The sequence below is a fragment of the Allosphingosinicella sp. genome, assembly GCF_036387215.1.
Classification (GTDB): domain Bacteria; phylum Pseudomonadota; class Alphaproteobacteria; order Sphingomonadales; family Sphingomonadaceae; genus Allosphingosinicella.
In genome coordinates this window covers 1-3,270 of sequence record NZ_DASVUE010000349.1, presented here as the reverse complement: position 1 = coordinate 3,270, position 3,270 = coordinate 1, and the positions used below count along the sequence as shown (strand labels likewise).

3 protein-coding genes are annotated in these 3,270 nt (G+C 66.5%); all 3 read right to left on the bottom strand.

Translation table 11 applies throughout. The annotated features are described in order from the left end of the window. Positions 1 to 746: DUF4139 domain-containing protein (locus VF662_RS13900; protein ID WP_464142314.1), on the bottom strand; the 746-nt coding region annotated here is incomplete at its 3' end. Positions 747 to 866: 120 nt separating this feature from the next. After that, on the bottom strand, positions 867 to 2,375 hold the full coding sequence (locus VF662_RS13895; protein ID WP_464142312.1) for a DUF4139 domain-containing protein: 1,509 nt from the start codon (positions 2,373 to 2,375) through the stop codon (positions 867 to 869). Between the two features lie 66 nt (positions 2,376 to 2,441). Next, positions 2,442 to 3,270 (bottom strand): porin (locus tag VF662_RS13890; RefSeq protein ID WP_464142310.1); only part of this gene is annotated, 829 nt, incomplete at its 5' end.

Sequence of the window (3,270 nt, the reverse complement as noted above, 5' to 3'; positions counted from 1 at the left end):
TTGAAATCCTCGCGATTGACCTTGCCCGCCACCGTCTGGGTGCTCGCGTTGACGAAGCTGGTCTCGTCGCCGTTGGCGAGCGTCACCCAGGCGAACAGGTCCACCCGGTCCGCATCCGGAGAGAGCGTCGCGACATAATTGGCCTGCCAGTCGAATCCGCTGGCGAGGTAGGAGAGCGTCACCGTCGCAGTCGCCGCCTGGCTGCTTCGGGTACGCACCGACAGAGTGGGCTTTGCCGAAAGCCCCTCCGGCACGCCAGGATAGACGATCGTCTCGCGGAGCCCCGTGCAGCGGAGCGCCTCGAACCCTTCTTCGGTCTGCAGCACGACGGCGCCTTGCGGGCCGGAGCGGATCACCGCCTCGAGTTCCTGCACCTTGCCCGTCGCCTTTGAAGTGCGCCTTATGTGCACGCGGCGGCCGAGCGATCGATCGAGCAGGCTTCCCGGCGACAGCAGATAGGCGTCCTGGTTCTTCTCGATCACCCCCTCCGGCAAGCCGGTGACGATGGCGCTTTCGGGAATGATCCCGCCGGCGACGCCCTCGAACCGGATATTGCCCTCACCGGACGGGATGGTGACACGGCGGGTCTCGCTGATCAGCGCGTAGCCGTTCAGCCACTGCAGCTGCATCGGCTCCTGCGCCGAGCGGAACGGCGCGCGGTAGACGGTGACGGAGACCGCCTCGGGCGCTGGCGAGGATGTGGTCTGCTGGGCCGGCGCGGCAGTGACGCAAAGTCCCAGCAGCAACCCCAAAGCCGTTCGGGCTGAGCTTGTCGAAGCCCTGCCCTTCTTCTTCCAAAGGAGAAGGTAAGAAGGGCCCTTCGACAAGCTCAGGGCGAACGGGTTGAGGGGCCGCATGCCCACTAATCAGTAGCGCGTCTCGAAGACCGCGGTGACTGTCGCGGTGCCGTTCGCCGGCACTGGAACCCGCCAGACCACGCGATCCGCCGACAGCCGCTCGCTCTTCACCGTCTCCGAGACGATCCGCGTGTCGTGCCAGTAATTGTCGAGACCAGACTGGGTGAGATCCACGGTAACCGCCTGCGGGCGGGCGTTGGTAAGCGTGTAGCGCATGGTCGTGCGCCAGAAGCTCGTTTCGCGGAGCGAATCGCCCTCCCCGGTCGCGGTGGTGCCGTCGGACTTGGTGATCCGCCAGCGCGCCGTCGTCTTCCATTGCTCGAGCGTGATCCGCTCGCGCTTCTCGACCGTGGACTGCACCTTCACGTCGAAGGCTTCGCCGGTCTTGAGGCCGAGCTCGGATCCCATCGGCGTGTGGCCGATCATGCTTTCGCCGACGAACTGCGCATTGCCCCGCGCATCCCGCATGTAGACGCGCACCGTGCCGGCCGGGAGCGCGTCGCCCAGCCCCTGGTCGCGCGCCGTCGAGAATTTGAGCACGGTGTTGGCGCTCTGTGCCTCCTCGAGCGTCTGCAGCCAGCCGATGTGGAACTCGTAAGCCTTCCGCCCCGGGGCTCCGGTCACGTCGAGGAAGCTCACCTGCTTCGTCTGCGCATTGGCGATCGTGGTGCGTTCCTTCAGCGGATAGAGATAGAAATCCCCCAACCGCTCGCGCGGCGCGCTTTCGGTGCCCGGGCGGCGCAGGCCCGGCGGAGGGGGCGGAGGGGGCGGCACATAGCCGCCGCGGCCGCCATAATAGACCTGGCCCTGCTGCTGCACCTGCCCCGCCACCAGCAACGTGTCGGCATTGTGATAGGTGGTGCCGCTATTGTTGGTGAGCGTCACCCAGCCCTGGACGTCGATCTTTCCGGCCGTCTCGTCGAACATCGCGACATAGTCCGCCTTCCAGCCGAGCCCCGGCGTCAGGTAGCTCAACGTCACCGGACGCGTCCCGGCACGCTGGCTGGACATCGTCACGGAGAGCGTCGGACGAGCGCGGAGATTCTCCGGCACCTTGTCGAAGATGACCCGGACCGGGAGGCCGTCGTCGCGGAGCACCTCGATCCGGTCGCCGATCTGGAGCACGACGCCGCGGTTCACCGCCAGCACCGTCGCCCGCTCCCGCGTCTCCTGGCCGTTGGCCGGGTTGGTCCGGACGAGCGTGATCGTCTGGCCGACCGCTTTCTCCATCATCGCCTGGGGCGAGAGGAGGTCGAAATCGAAATTCTGCTCGACGATGTCGATGCCCTCGCCGCTCAGCGAGACCGTCTCGGGCCGGATCTGCGCCGACACGTCCGGGAATTCGATGCGCCCTCGCCGGCCGGGAACGTTGAGCTGCCTTTTGTCCTGAACCAGCGCGAGATTGTCGTTATAGATGGTGACCGAGACGTCGCCCTGCGCGCTTGGGCCGATCGGCGTGGTCTGCGCCGAGGCAGGAGCCGCGGCCAGGAAGGTCGAAAGCAACAGAACGTGACGCATGAACGATGCCCCCGCTGGTGAACCTGCGGGAGCATGTTACATTGTTACGTCTGCTGTCAACCGGCTCTAGAATTCCAGCTGGGCGCGCACCGCGAACGTATCGAGATCGAAGTTCCGCCGGTTGGCCGGCTCACCGGAAGTTGGATTGACGGTCGTCGCCCGCGGCCCGCCGGCATAGCTGCCGTGCGCGTACTGCGCCTGGAAGCGGAGATAATCCATCGGGTTCCAGATGAGGCTCGCCTCATAGCCGATCTGCCTGCCGCCGTTGATGTAGTTGGATGCTGCAAGCGTGGCGCCGCTGCCGACCCGGTCCCGGAGGTCGACATAATCGACGCGGAGGTTCGCCTGGAGCGCGCCCCAGCCGCCGTCGCCGAACGGCTTCAGCACCTTGGTGCGGTCCCAGCGGCCGCCCTTGTAGCCGCGGGTCTCGCCGGTGAAATAATAGCCGACCTCGGCATAGCCGCCGGTGAAGCTCGGATCGCCGGCGTAGAAGAGCCCGCCGCCGGCGCCGTTATTGGCTCCGAACGTCCGGCCGGGGCGATAGCCGCGGACCCAGGCCTTCTGCGCTTCGGCTGCGAAGTGGAACGACTTCGCGATTGCGCCGAGCTCGATGCCTGCAATGTCGTCGCCGTCCGCCGCGATCGCCCCGGTATCGACGAACCTTTGATCGGTGACCTGGGTGAAGGGGCGCGAGCGATATTGCACGTTCTGCGCGTCCCGCTGCGCCACGCGGTGCTGGAAATTGGCGCCGAGATGCAGGCGCGCCGAGCCGACCGTTGGTGAGTAGGTGCCGCGGATGCTCGCCTGCCAGCCGGTGCGGTTGAACGAGGCGTTGTTGATCTCCTGGCTCCAGACACCTGCGGTCAGCGTATACTGGTCGGCGGGATCGACCATG

Bases quoted from the DNA above. Each gene is read 5' to 3' on its own strand.
- VF662_RS13895 (WP_464142312.1), bottom strand. From the start codon at position 2,375: ATGCGTCACGTTCTGTTGCTTTCGACCTTCCTGGCCGCGGCTCCTGCC.